Raw genomic sequence first — 16,336 nt, forward strand, 5'->3', positions numbered from 1 at the left:
TCTAATACCGCTTTTTTTATGTCTTCAGAACTATTTCTGTCTGAAATAAATCTGGATTGGTACTCCGCTAAAGTCGAAGTTTTCACGTAATTTATTCTCAATGAAACGTTTATACGGTTCTTTGATGTACTGTGGAAGATTACAGAAGAAAGCAAACATTGGTGAAGTTGCATTGATCTGCGTCACATATTTTACTTTAATGTACTTTCCTTTTAATGCCGGCGGCGGATATTTTTCGATGATTGGCAGCATGACGTCATTCAGTTTAGAAGTAGGAATTTTCTTTCCTCTGTTCTGGAATGTTTCCAGAGCAACTTCGATTGCTTTGAAAATACGTTGTTTGCTCAATACCGAAGTAAATACAATTGGTACATCTGTGAATGGTTGTAATTTTGTACGGATCTGCTCTTCGAAAGCTTTCATGGTTTTATGATCTTTCTCTACCAGATCCCATTTGTTAACCAGGATCACGATACCTTTTTTGTTTTTCTCCGCTAAGTGGAAAATATTCACGTCCTGAGACTCTAAACCATCAACAGCATCTATCATTAACAATACTACGTCAGCCTCTTCAAGGGCTTTAATAGTACGCATAACTGAATAAAACTCGATGTTCTCTTTTACTTTTGTTTTTTTACGAAGCCCTGCGGTGTCGATGAACATAAATTCATGTCCGAACTGATTGTAGTGAATATGGATGGAGTCACGTGTTGTACCTGCAATTGGGGTAACAATATTTCTATCCTGGCCCATTAAGGCATTGATCAGGGAAGATTTACCCACATTTGGTCTGCCGACTATAGTCAGTTTTGGTAAAGCATTTTCTTCTACTACGTCATCTTCAAAATGTGAGATCACGTCATCCAGTAAATCACCTGTACCTGAACCCGTCATAGAAGAAATTGAATAAATATCTCCCAGGCCGAATCCGTAGAATACAGCTGCATCATTTTCTAATGAAGTATTGTCTACTTTATTTACGACAATGAAAACCGGTTTTTTACTGCGGCGTAATAGCTGTGCTATTTCATCATCTAAATCTGTAATTCCAGTGATTACGTCAACCATAAACAGGATAACGGAAGCTTCTTCGATTGCGATAACTACCTGTTCGCGGATTGCCGCTTCAAATAGATCTTCAGAATTTGCTACATAACCTCCTGTGTCAATTACAGTAAATTGTTTGTGTGTCCATTCAGCAACGCCATAATGACGATCGCGTGTTACACCACTGAAATCATCAACAATTGCTTTACGACTTTCAGTTAAGCGATTAAAAAGGGTAGATTTGCCTACGTTTGGTCTTCCGACGATTGCGATAATGTTACTCATGTGTTTTGTGAATTGTATTAATTATTAAGGGGTTGCAAAGGTAGGTTTAATTTTCGTACCCGAAACTTTTTAAATAGTTCTTTTTACTACGCCAGTCTGGAAGTACCTTTACGAAGGTTTCAAGGAAGACTTTCTGATCTAAAAACTTCTCAATATCCTTACGTGCTTCAGTACCAACCTTTTTCAGCATAGATCCGCCTTTACCAATCAGGATGTTTTTCTGAGAATCACGTTCAACAATAATCTCAGCACTGATCCTGGTAATTTTTTCTTCTTCTTTAAAAGAGGTAATCACGACTTCTGTACTGTAAGGGATTTCTTTCTGATAATTGGTGAAGATTTTTTCTCTGATAATTTCAGAGACAAAGAAACGCTGTGTTTTATCTGTAAGATCTTCTTTATCATAATAGGGTGGATGCTCCGGAAGATATTCCAGTACTCTTTCCATGATCCCTTCCAAATTGTACTTATGCAGTGCAGAGATTGCGTAAATATATTTAGGTTTTAACAGTTCCTGCCAGTAGGCTTGTTTCTCATCTACCTGTTCCTGTGTTGCCCCGTCAATTTTGTTAATCAGTACAATCATGGGAATAGTAGTATTGATTATTTTCTCCAGAACATCGTTTTCATCATGCTCTTCATTGATGTCTGTAACGAATAAAATTAAATCTGCATCACTTAATGCACCTTTGACAAAATTCATCATTGAATCCTGCAGTCCGTAGCGTGGTTTTATGATCCCCGGTGTGTCCGAAAAAACGATTTGTGAATTTTCTTCATTGACAATTCCCAGAATACGGTGACGGGTAGTTTGAGCCTTCGGCGTGATGATCGATAGCTTCTCCCCCACCAGGGCATTCATTAACGTGGATTTACCAACATTTGGCTTTCCTATTATGCTTACAAAACCTGCTTTATGCGACATTGAATTTTTTTTAAAATAAATTTGCATTGCAAAGAAACGAAATATATCTTTGCAGACCAATTTAAAACAAAGGAAGATTAAATCTTTTAGCGTTTTAACTTGATAAATAGTGCGGGGTGGAGCAGTTGGTAGCTCGTCGGGCTCATAACCCGAAGGTCATCAGTTCGAGTCTGGTCCCCGCTACCCAGGAGAAACATAACCTGCAAAGGTGAGTCGTTTCAAATGGCCCGTTCGTCTACCGGTTAGGACGCCAGATTTTCATTCTGGAAATAGGGGTTCGATTCCCCTACGGGCTACAAAAAAAACGCTAGTTGCACGCTAGCGTTTTTAATTAAAACATAGTGCGGGGTGGAGCAGTTGGTAGCTCGTCGGGCTCATAACCCGAAGGTCATCAGTTCGAGTCTGGTCCCCGCTACCCAGGAGAAGCAAACCTGTAAAGGTGGTCGCTTCAAATGGCCCGTTCGTCTACCGGTTAGGACGCCAGATTTTCATTCTGGAAATAGGGGTTCGATTCCCCTACGGGCTACTAAAACGCTAGTTTTATACTAGCGTTTTTAATTAAAACATAGTGCGGGGTGGAGCAGTTGGTAGCTCGTCGGGCTCATAACCCGAAGGTCATCAGTTCGAGTCTGGTCCCCGCTACCCAGGAGAAGCAAACCTGTAAAGGTGGTCGCTTCAAATGGCCCGTTCGTCTAGGGGTGAGGACGCCAGATTTTCATTCTGGAAACAGGGGTTCGATTCCCCTACGGGCTACTGGAAAAATAACTTGCTGATAATCAGCAAGTTATTTTTGTTTTAAGGGAATTCGAACCTGTTTTTAAAGGCCTAAAATGTACTTTTAAACCGCATTTTAATACTAAAATCGCTACATTTCTGCTATAGCTTAATTAAATCTTTCAAAAACACCCAAAATTTACTAGCGTCTTTTTAAGCGTTTTTTCTTTCAAAAAAAGACGCTACATCTAACCAGACTTTCTCTTCCTATTTTCCAGCATTGTTTAACTAAACCCACAAACCATGTTGGAAAAAACCTTCGGATTGTTCTATTTTTTAAAACAATCCAAAACAAAGAAAAACGACTACAGGTATGTCTATCTAAGAATTACTGTAAATGGTGAAGCCAGAGAACTATCGATCAAAAGACGCTGGCCCATGGACCGGTGGGATCAATCTCAGGGAAAGGCCATAGGCACGAAAGAAGATGCTAAAAATCTGAACGCATACATCGAGACACTTTCTGCCAAAATCTACCAGGCAAAATTAAACCTGCTTGAAACAGAAAGAAAGATAACAGCCCAATCCTTAAAAAACTATATCATTGGCAACAGTGAGAACAGGATGCTGGTCCAATTGATCATTTCACATCAAAAAAGGATACACGCTCTTATTGGGAAAGGATATAGCCTGGCCACACGGAAGCGTTACAAAACGATCCGCAACCATGCAAAAGATTTTATCAAATGGAAATATAACTTTCCAGACATCAATATCCACGAGATGGACTATGAATTCATATCAGATTTTGCTTTCTGGCTGAGGTCTTTCAGGCACTGCGGCAACAACTCGGTCGCCAAATATGTAGGTAACTTGAGAGGTATCATAGCGGAGGTGGTAAGAAAGGGATGGCTGAAAAACAACCCATTCGCTGAATTTAAAACGACAAAAGACGATGTGATAAGAACCGCATTAACAAAGGAAGAGCTGCAAGCGATTATATCGAAAGAGTTTACGATAGAGCGGTTAAATATCGTAAAAGACATCTTTGTATTCTGCTGCTACACCGGTCTGGCCTATGTTGACGTAAACAATCTAAAGCAGGAGCATATCATCAATGGCATAGATGGAATTCCGTGGATCATGATACGAAGACAAAAGACCGGAACTTTATCCAGGTTGCCTTTATTACCAATCCCCCTAGCGATCATGGAAAAGTATAAGGGTCACGCCAGATGCATTTCGGGAGACAATTTTCTACCTGTTTTGACCAATCAAAATGTAACCCTCTCTTTTTTCGAACCGGCTTAGGAGGCGAGAATTCAAATTTATATATTATTTTTCATCCCTCAGCATGGAGTCAGCTCCGCAGGGGCTGACTCCATGCTGAGGCTCCATTGTGCTCTATATTCTAACGGCGTTTTACCATCTAATGCTTCATGTGGTCTCTTAGAATTGTAATCCTTTACCCATTCTTCAGCTAATATTTGTACTTGCATTATATCTTCAAATAAATATGCATTAAGAAAGCTTTCCCTGAAGCTTCTGTTAAAACGTTCTATATATCCATTCTGCATCGGCCTACCAGGCTGAGTATATTGGATTTTAATATTATTCCCTTTGCACCAGGTATTAAATTCCTTGCTTATAAATTCCGGACCATTGTCAGTCCTGATGCTTTTTGGCTTTCCTTGCTCTTGAATTATTCGTTCTAATAGTTCTGTTACCCGCATGGCAGGCATCGAATGGGCAACTTCAATGGCAATAGCCTCCCGGTTATAATCATCTATTACATTTAGCGTTCTGAATTTCCGCCCATTGGTAAGCACGTCACTCATAAAGTCGATAGACCACATCTCCAGCGGGGCTAACGGACGCGCCAGCGGATTTTTCACACGCTTCGGTAAACGTTTGCGCGCTTTTCTTCTCTGATTTAGCCCCAGAAGTAGATACACCCGTCTCACACGCTTATAATTCCATTTATATCCCTCCGTTCTAATTCGCCCATAATATAAATCTTGACCTTCGGTTGGATAAGATCCAGCCAATTCCTGAAGCTTTGTAATCGTTTCTGAGTCATCCTTTCTAGATTTATAGTAATACATGGATTTTGGTAGAGAAGCTACACGACAAGCCCTGCTGATGCTAATCTGATGGTATTCCACCACATAGGCAACCATGTTTTTACGCTGGCAGGGCTTTAAAACTTTTTTGAAAGAACGTCTTTCAGAATCTTATTATCCAAGGCCAATTCAGCATACATATGCTTAAGTCTGCGGTTTTCTTCCTCTAATTCCTTCAAACGGCGTAGCTCCTGATTATACATTCCAGAATACTTTTTCTTCCAGTTATAAAATGTGGCTTGGTGTATCCCCAAATCACGGCAGATATCTGCCACCTTTTTACCCGACTCTTGTTCCTTGATTGCTGCCACGATCTGGCTTTCACTAATTACTGACTTTTTCATCTTCCTGTTTTTAAAGTTACGAATTTTCGCCTTTTATACAGTCCGATTTTTAGGAGGGGTTACAAAAAGACGAATGCCTATCTGAAGGAGATAGCCGATATCTGTGGGATTGCAAAGAACCTAACTTTCCATTTGGCCCGACATACCTTTGCCACCACGATAACCTTAAACAACGGAGTGCCGATTGAAACTGTGTCAGAAATGCTTGGGCATAAATCTTTGCAGCAAACCCAGCATTACGCGAAGATACTGGATGGAAAAATTAGTAATGATATGCAGCTACTGAGAACCAAGATTGGTTAACCTCACAACGGTTCTTAAATAAATAAGATATTTGCTAGATTGAAGAATCAATAGATTGCGTAATTTTATGCAATCTATTGATGTTAACTGCTTTTTGATATTAATCGTCAATTTATAACTCTCGAAAACAAGATTTGATAGAACTATAGATACAATCACTTGAAATATTCCTGCTGAGCTAACAGGGATATTAAATTTGCTGAACTATTCGTCGGAGCCATTGGCAGATGTGCTGAGGAAATATTTTGCTAAGATTGTAACGTTGGCTGCTCAAAACTGCGCGTTCGACATAGGATAACTAGCTCTAGTAATTCCAATCTGCATGACTAACAGGTAGTTTATTCAATGCCGCTTTTAATTGTCTCCAAGTTGGTAAATATGCATCCATGTAGTAAAAAAATCTTTCATTATGATGCCTTTCTAAAAGATGGACCATTTCGTGAACAATGATGTATTCCAAACAATGTTCAGGTTTCTTTGCCAATTCAAGGTTTACCCAAATTTTCTTTTTCTCGATGTTGCATGAACCCCATTTAGTTTTCATCTGTTTTACTTGCCAATCTGATACTTTGACCTTTAAAATATCCTCCCACTTTTCTATGATTACAGGGATTTCTTTTTTCAATTGAACCCGATACCATTCGGTCATTATTTCATGCCTTTTCTCAACTGACGTTTCTGGTCTTACGAACAGTTCGATATATTTTTTACTTTTTAAAATAACCTTTGGCACTCCTTCAGTTTCTGTGATGTTTAATAAATATCGTCTTCCCTGAAAATAATGGCTTTCTCTCTGTTTGTATTCTCGCTGTGAAATTCTTTGCTGACCTTCAAACTTTCTTTGATTTCTTTTTATCCAACTTAATTTTGCAACTGCAAATAATCTAATTGCATCTTCATTTACTTTTAATGGTGCAGCAATACGAACCCTACCTGTTGGTGGATAAACGGCAAGATGTATGTTCTTTATGTCTTTACGAACTACATCAATTTTAATATTGCTGATTGTAATATGCTCCATTAATATTCTCGTTGGTTTTTTACAAGGTCAAAAATTCTGTGTATTTCGTTGTCGTCTGTTATTGAATAAGATTTCAGAACCTCTGTAATGGCATTTCTAACTGCCTTTGATTTCTGAATATTATCTCTCCATCCGTCTTTTTTTGTTGTCAATATTTTGTTATCCAATTTTACTGCCATTGCTTCATTTCGCCCCAGGTTATCAAACAAAGCCCTTTTTGCATTTGTGTTTATTGATGTAGGGTAATCCGATGTTGTATTTGGCTTTTTAACTTTGCCAGAAAGGGCAATAATCTCATTCAAGTATTTTTCATATTCTAATGTGGCTTCTTTACGCAACTTTATCAGTTCATCCAATAAAACACTCATTTTCTCATAATACATTGGGTTAGCCGGACTTTCTTCAATGATTACCTTACGCAAATTGTTTTCAATAGCTTCTGCCATTGCATCAGGATTATCTCTTATGCTTTTTGGTAAATCTTTAAGTGCTTCTTGCCCTTTTTCAACCAATAATTCTACCAAACTCATGTCGTCAAAATTGGCAAGCATCCTACTTTCATCTGCTCCTATGTAGCTGTCAATTAAATGCCTCATAGCTGGCTCGTATTGCTTCAAATCAATATAGTCGCCACTGGCTAACTGAATTTCCTTACGCACATTTTCAAAATGTTTGATGTCGGCTTTTATTTGTTCTATTTCTTTTTCGGTGTAACCTGCTTCTTTCATTTCATCGGCTATATTGGCATAAGCCCTAATGAGTGCAATGGTCAATTTGTATAAGGCTACCCGTCTTGGTTCAGTATCTTTAAGTTCATCGGGGTTTTCGGTATTTTTACCACAGAAATAGCGAATATGGGTTAATGTGTCTTTTGGTGGTTCTACAGCTTCACACAACGCTTTAATTGTTTCTAAGGCTTCATCTAAACGTTCTTTGCCTTTTTGCAATCGATCCTTTAATAAGCCTTCAATATCATCTTTCTCATAGCCGCTAAATGCCTCTTTTGTATAGTCATTAAATGCCTGTTCTAAACTCTTGAACAAGTCCATGTAATCAATGATGTAACCATAATCTTTATCATCACCATCTAAACGGTTAACCCTACATACTGCCTGAAATAAATTATGGTCTCTTAGTTTTTTGTCAATGTATAAATAAGTTGCACTTGGTGCATCAAAACCTGTAAGCAATTTGTTTACAACAATCAGCAATTTCATTTGTGCCGGTTCTTCTACAAACTTTTTCTTTACTTCTGTTTCAAACTGCTCAACCTTATTTATTGCTGTGTCTGGATCTTCATTGAAATAACTTGCTAGCATCTTTCTGTAAATATCAAACCGCTGTAATTTTTCTGTGTAGTTATCTCCTTCGCCTTTTATATCAGCAGAATTGGGAACAAATGATGTTACAATGGCTGCATTTTTCAAACCTGCATTTTGAAACAATTCAAAATATCTACAAGCATTGTAAATGCTGTCTGAGACTAACATTGCATTGCCTCTCCCGTTTTGCAACCTTTCTTTCTTCTCCATATCCATCACTATGTCCAACACAATTTTTTCTAACCGTGATTTGGAACTGAACACTTTTTTAAGTGTTCCCCAGCGTTGCTTTAATTCTGCTTTTGCAAAGTCTGTTAGCCCTCTCGTTTTTAATTCAAACCATTCGTCTATTTTATCAGGTGATGAAATGTTTTGTTCTATATCTCGTGCTTCGTAACGTAAATCCAATACCACTTTATCATAAACAGCTTCATTGAATTTGTATGTATGAATGTATCTGCCAAATATTTCCTGACTGGTTGTTTTGTCGCTTTTTAATAAAGGTGTTCCTGTAAAACCTATGAATAAGGCATTGGGGATAAATTGCTTCATTGCGTTATGCAGTTTGCCCGATTGTGTTCTGTGGCACTCATCCACAAACACATAAATATCGCCTTTGGCTTTGTAGTCAGTCGGAATACTATTTTTTAAGTCTTGTAAAAACTTTTCGATGTCTTGTTCATCTGCATTTTCTTTCCCTCCGAACTTATGGATGAGTGAACAAATCAACCAGGGTGAAGTATCATTCAGTTTGCTTAATAAATCCTTACCACTTGTGGTTCTGTAAATATCTTCCTGAACACCTTTATAAACCTTTTCTATTTGTTCGTCTAATTCCTCACGGTCGGTAATGATTAGCACCCTTGCGTTATCGTTAAACTCTCTAATCCATTTGGTGAGCCACACCATTGTTAAACTCTTACCGCTGCCTTGTGTATGCCAAATAATGCCACCTTCTTTTCTTTTTACAAAATCCTGTGCTGCCTTTATTCCAAAGTACTGATTGGGTCGGGTATGTTTTTTTATACCTCTGTCAAATACAATAAAATCATGTAACAACTCAATGAAACGTTCTTTGTGCAATAACTCCACTACGTTTTTATCCAATGGATAATTGTACTTAGCTGCTCTGCTACGAATAGGCTTTGTAAGCTCTAACAAATAAGGATGGTCTTTATTGCTGTCCTCGCTAACTTCTTTCCATTTCAAAAAGTATTTCTCTTTGGTTTCAATTGCACCATAGGCAAGTCCTTCTATATCGTTCCCAGCCATCACATACTGTACTGTGCTAAAAAATTGCTTAATGAAAATGTGCTTTTGATTGTCTAAATTTTGCCTGATGCCCTCTGCAATGGAAACTGTACTTCGCTTTAATTCTAATATGCCTAATGCAATGCCATTTACATACAATACAATATCTGGTCGTTTTTTATGAATGCCTTTTATGGTTACTTCTTCAGCTATAGCAAAATCATTTTCCAAAGGGTTTTCCCAATCAATCAACCAAATTGTTTGTTTGTTCTGTCCTATTTCGGGCTGCACAGTTACACCATAGCGAAGCATACTATACACTTCTTTGTTTACATCATACAATGATTTGCTTTGGTCGTTAGTAACTTTTGTAAATTCAAAAATGGCTTTGGTAACAAGGTTCTGATTGTATTGCTTTTTGTTGAGTAACCAAGTTGATAAAATTTCTTCTTCTACATTGCTATTGTTATCTCGTTCTTCCCAATTTCCAAGATAGCGGTAGTTCAACTCTTTTTGCATAAGGTTTATAACACGGTTTTGTGTTTCCCTTTCCAGCTTTCCCACATTTGATTTAGAAGAGCCATTCATCATTCTGTTTATTATTTCTTTTTTCAGTGAAGCTGCTAACTCATTTTCTACACCAATCAACATCAAGCCATCGGCAGGTAATAAATCTTCACTGTATTGTCCTTGATAAAGTGTTGCGTAAAATTCATTCTTCTTATATTTCCCTGTATATAAATTGGTATCCCTGTTTTCGTAAATGGGTTTCAAGTCCATTTTCCCTTCCAAAAAAAGACATACGTCCTCAACGTTTACTTTTTTGCCAATGTATTCGTAGGTTTCGTCATTCATCAAAATGAATATGAAATTATTTTGTCTATCGTCCTGACAGAATATAACTGTAGGCACTTCGTAGTAATACAAAATTTTAATGTAAGCTAATTTCATAATTCAATTTCTTTAATGGCTACCGTGGCAATATCAAATGCCTGTGAACGCCACCATGAATGATGACTTTTCCTAAATGTTTGTTTCAACATTCCATCATTTGATTTCAGTTGTAAGATCCCAATATGTTTTTTCTTCCCTCTGTTATGTGGCAGTTTGAAAAAGCCATTTATCATTCCTTCCAAACTATCGTAAATAGAAACTGATTTACCAATGCAATCATCAAATTCATCGGGCAATGGCTTATCTGTTTTTATTGCTGTTGGCAAAAAACATTCAGAATTAATCACACTAGATTTAAGCACTCGAAAATACGTTTTTGAACCATCAGGCACAAAAGCATCTTCATGCGGACAAGTGATGCCGGTGGCTGCTAAGTTTTCAAAATATGTGGTGTCAATACTTGCCATTTATGCTGTAATTTCGTTGGAATAAATTTTTGTAATTATTCTAAAAAGTAATTCCTGTCTTTCACTTATTGCATCCCTAATCAAAAGTCCTTCTTCGTCTGGTTCATATACTTTGAAATATTGCTTTATTTCATCGGTGCAATTATTTAAGGAAGCTGGATTAATTGAATTTGTCAAAATTCTATTCCAGATAAAACCGCTGTTTTGATAGGACTTTAATTTTTTCTTATATACCCAATTGCTTGTTCTTATGTTTTCGTTACCCTTCATCAATATAACTGCACCTAATCTATTTCTTTCATCAATAAATAATTTCTCGTCAAACTCTCCACCGGCATCCGTAAACTGTTCCATTATTTTCTCATTGTTAGAAAACATGTGTTCAATATGAAAACCATGAGTTGGTCTGTTGCCACTATGAGTAATAAAATGCAAACTTTCTTGTTTTGAAAATGACTGTTCGTTTAGTAAATCGGCTAAATATCTGTCAACCCTTGATAAAACGTATTTTGAAAAACGACCTTCAATTTTTGCTTTCTCAAAGTATTTGTACTGGAAAATGTCATTAAACACTACTATAGGAAAACCATGTTCATTAAAATATGGAATAGTGATATTATCAAAAGCATCATTAATCTCTGCAAGGCGTTTATTGCGAATAGACTTGTTTAACTCGTAAAATAATTTCTGCCTGTCGTTGTTATCACCTGCACCAATTAAACTTGAAATGGTAAATAGCTGGTCAAACTTTTGTGCTACTAAATTTATTTTAGCATTATGTTCCGTGTCTTTTAAAGTTAACGCTGATAATATTAAAAGAAATTGTTGCCCCTGTTCGTTGGCATAGTTTGATGAAATATAAATGTTAGTACCTTCTTTGGCATGTGCCGATACTTCTAAATACAGCTTATAGAAATAAACAAAATCGTTTTTAATAAACTTCTCAATTTTAGCAGGATTGCTTCGGTCTAAATCCTTTATGATTTTATCATTACTCAAAAGGTTGCGGTGGTATTTGTTTGCGAATTGTTGATATTGAAAAGCCGTATCGGCATACTTAGCCCTAAAGTATGTTCTGAAAAAATCATCTACATTTTTATAGTTTTCATCAATACTGAAAAAGGTTTTTAAACCTTCGTTCCAAATGGTATTGCATTCCTCCTTTACACTGGTATCTAAAACGCCTAACAACATACCTTTCAATACTTCGTGTGGCTCTAATTCTTTACCTCGGTCGTTGGCTGTTTCAAAGATCATTGCCACATCTTCCTTATGCTTAATTACCTGCTCAATAATCAGCACTTTTTGAAGCAAATTGTAAACGTAGTAGTTGTATTTATCGGCATTAAAAACATTGTTCTTATCAAAAAAGTAGCTATCAAAGTATTTGGAAATGATGGTGTAGTTATCTCTTAGGTTGAGCTGTGTTATGTTAGTAATGTCGGTATCGTTGATTGTCTCTAATTCAAATATTTTGCGGATGATAGTGTTTCTATCTGGGTTTGATATTTTGAAGTGCTTTACACTTGCCATATCTTCCTCGTATATTTTTTCGCCAATAAATTTCTTTACGTTTAATACTGCTGCTCCTTTATCAATGCCCAGGTGATAAAGTTTAATAAGTAGCAATAAAATAGTGGTTAAACGCTGTTGGCCATCTACAATATAAATGTTACCACTTTGCTCATTGAGCATAATGGTATTGAGGAAATAGGGTTTGAAGTTTTCCTCAACATCTTTTAGAATATTTGGAAGCTCTGCCGACTGGTTGCGTTTATTGAATTTGATATTATTCTCAAACCTTAGTTCAATATCAATCAATAGCTGGGTTACAATTTTGTATTCCTTTTCATCACTCCAGCGGTAGTCTCTTTGGTACACATCTAAGCTATATGGCTTTGGTTTGCCAAAAATATAATTGATGTCTCTTTCTTCTACTTCTATTAGTCTTGCCATTTGTATGGTTTATTATTTTATTTTTTTAAGCGAATTTTTCCAGTTAACAAACTTTGCATTATGCCCAGTTTCATCCTTTTATATTTCGTCAATTGCACATCTAACTCTTCAATTTCATTATCCATATCAGAAAGAATTTTAGCAATGTGGTTTTGCTCGTCAATCGTTTTTGGTATAAAATATTTGAATGTTACAAAGTCTTTCTGATACAAGTGATTAATAGTTGAACCTGCACTTAATTGTGAAAGGAATATTGAAAAGATTTCCGATAACAATAGATAGTAGAAAAACTCTGGATGAAATGAATTAGCAATTGGTCTGATAACAAACACACCACTATTCAATGTTGCTGGCTTTGGGACCGACTTAATTAAAGCAATCTTTCCTATTGTTCCGTCTTTTGTAACTAAAACGTCATGCACTTTAACCTGAATATTTTTATCCTGCTTGTATCTTTCTTGATCAACATAAAAACAACTGCCCCAATCAATAAATCCATTTTTGAATTCTGTTCCAGTAATTAGAAAATATTTACCTTGTTTTCTGTATTCAGCAGTAGTTAAACCTTGCCAACCAATTCTTGCTTTCAGCGTTGCAGTTTCTCCCAAAGTATTTTCTTTCCAATCTGGTTGCGGTTTTAGCAACTCCTGCATTGCACCTGTTTTGATATTTCGCTTTTTTGTAAGCAGTCTCTCTAATTGGTTAATGAGTTTGTCCACATCTTTAATGGCTGTTGCTATTGCTGTTTGCTCGACTTTAGTTGGAGGTAATGCAACAGGACAAGCTAATATTTCACTCTTCTTTAAATTGGTTTGCCCCGAACCGCTATCAAACGCTAAAAAGTATTTGTCTCTATTCAGCTTGTAAAACAAATAGTCGTTATCAATTTGTTCAAATGGTTTTATGCAACCTATACGCTGATTTAATGTGTAGCGATTTTCTTTATCTACTGAAAAACATTTTGCTAATGCTTTACCATTAGGAATGTCACTCATTACAATAGCTATATCACCTTTTGCCAAGGGGCTTAGATTTGCTTTGGAATATTTTGCCACTCTTCCATCTTGAGAAATAAACTTTGAATTGACTACAATGAAATCGCCTTTATCATCAATAAACTGTTCATGGGCTTTGCCATTCTCAAAATCTGATATTTCTGAAAGTACGGGTGAATTCCAATCAATCGGAATAATTCCAGCATCTGTATTTTTATATCCTTCTACCATTTGTAATTCATTTGTTTTAAATGATTATCTACTTTGGTCGAGAGGGCTGCAACATCTTTGTTTAATTGTGGCATTGGTGTTTCGTAACGGTCTGCCAATTCCATAATGCGTTGGGTTAATCTGTGGCTGATGTTGTCCATTTCATTATTTATTTTTTGCTCCATGTCAAACATCCATTTCTTTTCAATCAACACTTTTTTTATTTCATCAATACTCAATTTTGGATATTGGGCAATTACTAATTTTTCCAATGCAGCTTTAGCGGTTTTAATTTTTGTTTGCAATGCAGCTTCATCGTCCATTAGTTTTTTATAGGCAGCCAGCATATCAAATTCCTCTGCATTATCATCATTGCGTTTGCCTACATCCTTTATGGCTTTGGCTAAATTTGTTTTACTTATCTTTCCTTTATCGTCCATTGCATTAGTAAGCAAGCCATCTTCACCACCTTGTTCGTCTCTTAATTCTTCCATCTTAGCCAATAGGGTTTCAGCTTGTGTTCCCAAATCATCAATGACTTTTTGTTCTTTGGCAAAATATTCCTGTATCATCAATGTTGGTGGTATCAATCTGCCTTCCAAGCCTTCAATACCTGCCACTTGTTTTACTATTTCTTTATCGCCTTTTTTGATTTTCTTTTCTATTCGTTTTACTTCATTACCTGCTTTCCATCCATCGGCTGCAAGTTCGTACAAATCATCTTGCATGGTTGCAGCCCAATAGTCCATTATGTGTTGATACATGGCGTATTTATCGGTCAGTTGTTTGTTGTTGTAATGCTTCAACAAATTCTCTGAAATTTTGTGTATTTCCTGCTTAGGCCGCAAACCCTTATCTAATGCTTTGCAGTAGGTGATGGTTTCGTTTTCCCAATTGGTAAATACCTCATTCATCTGCTTGCCAAATACAGTAAATTCAGGGTGGTTGAAAATGGTGCTCTTAATTTCTTCGTTGGCAATATTGAGTTGGTAAAAGTTTGGTCGCTTATCAATGGCTTTGTATAAATGGCTTTTCATTTTAGGATATACTTTCCAGTAGTTATCCAATGCCTCAATATCTCTTTTTGGGATACCGCCTAATAAATGTGCTTCAATATCCTGTATGTCTTCTGCTTCCTGGCTATCAATGTATCGTGGAATATTTAAGTTGTAATCGTTTTTAGGGTCGGCAATTTCAGAAATAGGAATAATCCTTGAATATTTCGGTGTTTCAATGCCATTGATGAAAGTGTCCACAATTTTATGAATGTCTTGCTCACGAAGTCGATTTTTGTTGCCGTCTTTCATAAAGCCTTTACTGGCATCTATTATAAAAATGCTTTCTCTCTTATCAGCATCTTCTTTGTCAATCATTATTAAACTGGCGGCAATGCCGGTTCCATAAAACAAGTTGGGTGGCAAGCCAATTATACTTTTGATGTAGCCTTTTTGAACTATTTTTTTGCGAATGTCTGCCTCTGCATTGCCACGAAACAAAATACCTAAAGGCAAAACAATACATGCCTTTCCTTTTGATTTAAGCGATTTAATCAGGTGCAGTAAAAAAGCAAAATCACCATTCTTTTTTGGTGGTATGGCATCGTAGCCCTCAAAGCGTTTGTAAATGTCATTCTTCGGGTCTAAGCCATTCATCCATTTTTTATAACTGAATGGTGGATTTGCGACTGCATAATCAAATTGTTTTAACTCTCCAGTACTGTCATTCGTAAATTGCTGTTTGGCTTCTGATGACATTGTATTTGCCTGAATGATTTCAGCATCTGCAAAATTATGTAGCCACATATTCATTACTGCCAATGCCCTTGTAGCATTGTCAAACTCTTGGCCGTAAATAGTAATGCCATGAGGTGCTTCGTCCGCTGCTTTAAGCAACAAAGAACCTGACCCACTTGTAGGGTCGTATAAAGATTGTGATTGGCTGGTAGATTTGCTAATGCCTATCACCTTTGCCATAATTCTTGAAACTTCGGAAGGTGTGTAAAATTGCCCTTTGCTTTTTCCGCTTTCGGTTGCAAAGTGCCGCATTAAATATTCGTAAGCATCACCCAATAAATCGTCACCTTCTGCTCTGTTCTTGCTAAAGTCAAGTTCTGGCTTATTGAAAATATTTAAGAGATTAGTTAGTAAATCAATCTTGTCTTTGCCGCTTCCCAGTTTTGCGTCATCATTAAAATCTGCTTCTGTAATAATACCAGTCAACCCATTATTTTTTGCAAACTCACCAATTACAATATTGATTTTATTTCCTATATCGTCTTTGCCACGATATTTAAGCATATCGTAGAAAGTTGTTCCTTCTTTCAATTCAACCAGGGGGTCTTTCTTGTCAGAAACATATTTCATAAACAACAATACCAATACATAATCTTTGTATTGGCTTGCATCCATGCTTCCTCTAAGTTCATCACAACTTGCCCAAAGGGAACTGTATAATTCAGATTTTTTGATTGCCATTTATA

11 protein-coding genes, 6 tRNA genes and 1 pseudogene are annotated in these 16,336 nt (G+C 36.6%); 8 read left to right on the forward strand and 10 right to left on the reverse strand.

Going from position 1 to position 16,336, the window contains the following annotated elements; translation table 11 throughout:
• Window positions 1-30 precede the first annotated feature (30 nt).
• Together der and era are read right to left on the reverse strand one after the other, a co-directional pair.
• A complete protein-coding gene (gene der, locus PL_RS17620) occupies window positions 31-1,332 on the reverse strand; it encodes a ribosome biogenesis GTPase Der (RefSeq protein WP_041879769.1) in 1,302 nt (433 codons plus the stop codon).
• Window positions 1,333-1,378: 46 nt separating this feature from the next.
• Window positions 1,379-2,257: a GTPase Era gene (gene era / locus PL_RS17625; RefSeq protein WP_041879870.1), complete on the reverse strand. Its 879-nt coding sequence runs from the start codon at window positions 2,255-2,257 to the stop codon at window positions 1,379-1,381.
• 110 nt (window positions 2,258-2,367) lie between these two features.
• On the opposite strand from era, the gene PL_RS17630 reads away from it, so the two are divergent.
• The 7 genes from PL_RS17630 (at window position 2,368) to PL_RS17660 (ending at window position 4,282) form a co-directional block, all read left to right on the forward strand.
• Window positions 2,368-2,444: transfer RNA gene (locus PL_RS17630), tRNA-Met, on the forward strand.
• A 37-nt stretch (window positions 2,445-2,481) separates the two neighbouring features.
• Window positions 2,482-2,553: transfer RNA gene (locus PL_RS17635), tRNA-Glu, on the forward strand.
• A gap of 46 nt (window positions 2,554-2,599) precedes the next feature.
• Window positions 2,600-2,676: transfer RNA gene (locus PL_RS17640), tRNA-Met, on the forward strand.
• Between the two features lie 35 nt (window positions 2,677-2,711).
• Window positions 2,712-2,783 (forward strand) — tRNA-Glu (locus PL_RS17645).
• Between the two features lie 43 nt (window positions 2,784-2,826).
• Window positions 2,827-2,903: transfer RNA gene (locus PL_RS17650), tRNA-Met, on the forward strand.
• A 35-nt stretch (window positions 2,904-2,938) separates the two neighbouring features.
• Window positions 2,939-3,010, forward strand: a tRNA-Glu gene (locus PL_RS17655).
• 264 nt (window positions 3,011-3,274) lie between these two features.
• On the forward strand, window positions 3,275-4,282 hold the full coding sequence (locus PL_RS17660; protein ID WP_052496669.1) for a site-specific integrase: 1,008 nt from the start codon (window positions 3,275-3,277) through the stop codon (window positions 4,280-4,282).
• A 38-nt stretch (window positions 4,283-4,320) separates the two neighbouring features.
• On the opposite strand, the gene PL_RS17665 is transcribed toward PL_RS17660, so the two are convergent.
• Both PL_RS17665 and PL_RS17670 read right to left on the reverse strand, forming a co-directional pair.
• Window positions 4,321-5,151 (reverse strand): IS3 family transposase, encoded by an 831-nt coding sequence (locus PL_RS17665; RefSeq protein WP_348620008.1) that lies wholly within the window; start codon window positions 5,149-5,151, stop codon window positions 4,321-4,323.
• A gap of 20 nt (window positions 5,152-5,171) precedes the next feature.
• Window positions 5,172-5,438: a transposase gene (locus tag PL_RS17670; RefSeq protein WP_041886469.1), complete on the reverse strand. Its 267-nt coding sequence runs from the start codon at window positions 5,436-5,438 to the stop codon at window positions 5,172-5,174.
• Window positions 5,439-5,501: 63 nt separating this feature from the next.
• Between PL_RS17670 and PL_RS17675 the strand changes: the two are divergent.
• Window positions 5,502-5,741: pseudogene (locus PL_RS17675) on the forward strand (tyrosine-type recombinase/integrase); the annotation flags it as partial.
• Window positions 5,742-6,045: 304 nt separating this feature from the next.
• On the opposite strand, the gene PL_RS17680 reads toward PL_RS17675, so the two are convergent.
• From PL_RS17680 to PL_RS17705, 6 genes are read right to left on the reverse strand one after another with little or no spacing between them, the layout of a single operon-like run.
• A complete protein-coding gene (locus tag PL_RS17680) occupies window positions 6,046-6,762 on the reverse strand; it encodes a M48 family metallopeptidase (protein ID WP_348620010.1) in 717 nt (238 codons plus the stop codon).
• On the reverse strand, window positions 6,762-10,286 hold the full coding sequence (locus PL_RS17685) for a type I restriction endonuclease subunit R (RefSeq protein ID WP_348620012.1): 3,525 nt from the start codon (window positions 10,284-10,286) through the stop codon (window positions 6,762-6,764). The genes PL_RS17680 and PL_RS17685 overlap by 1 nt, the downstream gene beginning before the upstream one ends.
• Window positions 10,283-10,696: a hypothetical protein gene (locus tag PL_RS17690; RefSeq protein ID WP_041886471.1), complete on the reverse strand. Its 414-nt coding sequence runs from the start codon at window positions 10,694-10,696 to the stop codon at window positions 10,283-10,285. Before PL_RS17690 ends, PL_RS17685 begins: the two co-directional genes overlap by 4 nt.
• Entirely contained in the window at window positions 10,697-12,652 is a 1,956-nt protein-coding gene (locus PL_RS17695) for a DUF262 domain-containing protein (RefSeq protein WP_041886473.1), read from the reverse strand.
• Between the two features lie 17 nt (window positions 12,653-12,669).
• Window positions 12,670-13,878 carry a restriction endonuclease subunit S gene (locus tag PL_RS17700; protein WP_041886476.1) on the reverse strand — a complete coding sequence of 403 codons (1,209 nt, stop codon included), beginning with the start codon at window positions 13,876-13,878 and terminating at the stop codon, window positions 12,670-12,672.
• Window positions 13,872-16,331, reverse strand: a complete 2,460-nt coding sequence (locus tag PL_RS17705; RefSeq protein ID WP_348620014.1) for a type I restriction-modification system subunit M — start codon at window positions 16,329-16,331, stop codon at window positions 13,872-13,874. Before PL_RS17705 ends, PL_RS17700 begins: the two co-directional genes overlap by 7 nt.
• Window positions 16,332-16,336: the final 5 nt, after the last annotated feature.

Source organism: Pedobacter lusitanus, from assembly GCF_040026395.1.
Lineage (GTDB): Bacteria > Bacteroidota > Bacteroidia > Sphingobacteriales > Sphingobacteriaceae > Pedobacter > Pedobacter lusitanus.

Excerpts from the sequence above, each read along its gene's own strand:
- PL_RS17685 (WP_348620012.1), bottom strand. The coding sequence starts at position 10,286 with ATGAAATTAGCTTACATTAAAATTTTGTATTACTACGAAGTGCCTACA.
- PL_RS17670 (WP_041886469.1), bottom strand. The coding sequence starts at position 5,438 with ATGAAAAAGTCAGTAATTAGTGAAAGCCAGATCGTGGCAGCAATCAAG.
- PL_RS17660 (WP_052496669.1), top strand. The coding sequence starts at position 3,275 with ATGTTGGAAAAAACCTTCGGATTGTTCTATTTTTTAAAACAATCCAAA.
- PL_RS17665 (WP_348620008.1), bottom strand. The coding sequence starts at position 5,151 with ATGGTTGCCTATGTGGTGGAATACCATCAGATTAGCATCAGCAGGGCT.
- der (WP_041879769.1), bottom strand. The coding sequence starts at position 1,332 with ATGAGTAACATTATCGCAATCGTCGGAAGACCAAACGTAGGCAAATCT.
- PL_RS17695 (WP_041886473.1), bottom strand. The coding sequence starts at position 12,652 with ATGGCAAGACTAATAGAAGTAGAAGAAAGAGACATCAATTATATTTTT.
- PL_RS17700 (WP_041886476.1), bottom strand. The coding sequence starts at position 13,878 with ATGGTAGAAGGATATAAAAATACAGATGCTGGAATTATTCCGATTGAT.
- PL_RS17690 (WP_041886471.1), bottom strand. The coding sequence starts at position 10,696 with ATGGCAAGTATTGACACCACATATTTTGAAAACTTAGCAGCCACCGGC.
- PL_RS17705 (WP_348620014.1), bottom strand. The coding sequence starts at position 16,331 with ATGGCAATCAAAAAATCTGAATTATACAGTTCCCTTTGGGCAAGTTGT.
- era (WP_041879870.1), bottom strand. The coding sequence starts at position 2,257 with ATGTCGCATAAAGCAGGTTTTGTAAGCATAATAGGAAAGCCAAATGTT.
- PL_RS17680 (WP_348620010.1), bottom strand. The coding sequence starts at position 6,762 with ATGGAGCATATTACAATCAGCAATATTAAAATTGATGTAGTTCGTAAA.